The sequence below is a fragment of the Azospirillum sp. UFLA03-27 genome (genome assembly GCF_059803775.1).
This window is the reverse complement of record NZ_JAUQTX010000515.1, coordinates 1-945: the sequence shown is the minus strand read 5'-3', so window position 1 is coordinate 945 and position 945 is coordinate 1. Positions and strand designations below refer to the sequence as shown.

Annotated in this window: 2 protein-coding genes; one reads left to right on the top strand and one right to left on the bottom strand. The window is 71.3% G+C overall.

Annotated features, from left to right (window positions below):
- Nucleotides 1-20: 20 nt before the first annotated feature.
- Nucleotides 21-224 carry a hypothetical protein gene (locus Q4I23_RS32815; protein WP_498529020.1) on the bottom strand — a complete coding sequence of 68 codons (204 nt, stop codon included), beginning with the start codon at nt 222-224 and terminating at the stop codon, nt 21-23.
- A gap of 166 nt (nt 225-390) precedes the next feature.
- Here Q4I23_RS32815 and Q4I23_RS32810 point away from each other — a divergent pair, with 166 nt between their 5' ends.
- Nucleotides 391-942 (top strand): Y-family DNA polymerase, encoded by a 552-nt coding sequence (locus Q4I23_RS32810; RefSeq protein ID WP_498529019.1) that lies wholly within the window; start codon nt 391-393, stop codon nt 940-942.
- Nucleotides 943-945: the final 3 nt, after the last annotated feature.

Here is a 945-nt window from a genome sequence, read left to right as displayed (position 1 = left end):
GCGTATAATCGTCGGCAGCGTCAGATGTGTATAAGAGACAGGTTCTCCTCCGCCTGGATCTGGCGCAGCGTCTTCAGCCCGCCGCTCTGCGCGGACACCGGCGGGGCCGCCTGGGCCCGTCCCGGCATCTCGTCGTGCACCTCCGTCGCGCAGGCCCCCAGCGCAAGAGCGACGAGCGCGACGGCGACGGGCAGGAAAGCGGCGGTGGGGCGGAGCGGTGTCATACCAACCATGTCGTGTCCCGCGGAGACGGGACAAGGCCCTGCCGGCGATCCCCCCCTTCTTGGTGAGGCCGTAAGGGGACTCCCAACCGCCGGCTTTTGCCGCTAGAATGTTCTTGTTTTGTTCGAGATAGAGCGATTGGCGCGACAAGCTGTGAAAGGAGGGGGCATGGTGGAACGGGAGACCGAACGGACGGCGCGGCGCATCCTGTCCCTGTGGCTGCCGCGGCTGCCCACCGACGCCCACAGCCGCCGCCATCCGGAGCGGCGCGACCATCCCCTGGCCGCCATCCTGGCCGAGCGCGGGCGGCTGGGCGTGGCCGCCGTCAACCGCGCGGCGGCGGAGGCCGGGGTGCATCCCGGCATGAGTCTGGCCGACGCCCGCGCCATCGAACCCGCCCTGGCCGTCTTCGACGCCGAGCCCGAGTCGGACGCCCGCCTGCTGGAGCGGATCGCCGGCTGGTGCACGCGCTACACCCCCTGGACCACCCCGGACGGGCCGGACGGGGTGGCGCTGGACATCACCGGCTGCGCCCATCTGTTCGGCGGCGAGGAGGCCATGGCCGCCGACCTGTCCGCCCGCCTGACCGCGGCGGGCTTCGAGTCGCGGCTGGCGGTGGCGGACACGCCCGCGGCGGCCTGGGCGCTGGCGCGGTTCGGGAGGGAGGCCCCCACCTTAACCCTGTCTCTTATACACATCTCCGAGCCCACGAGACTATAACAG

Coding starts and splice junctions, on each gene's coding strand:
- Q4I23_RS32810 (WP_498529019.1), top strand. CDS start 391: ATGGTGGAACGGGAGACCGAACGGACGGCGCGGCGCATCCTGTCCCTG.
- Q4I23_RS32815 (WP_498529020.1), bottom strand. CDS start 224: ATGACACCGCTCCGCCCCACCGCCGCTTTCCTGCCCGTCGCCGTCGCG.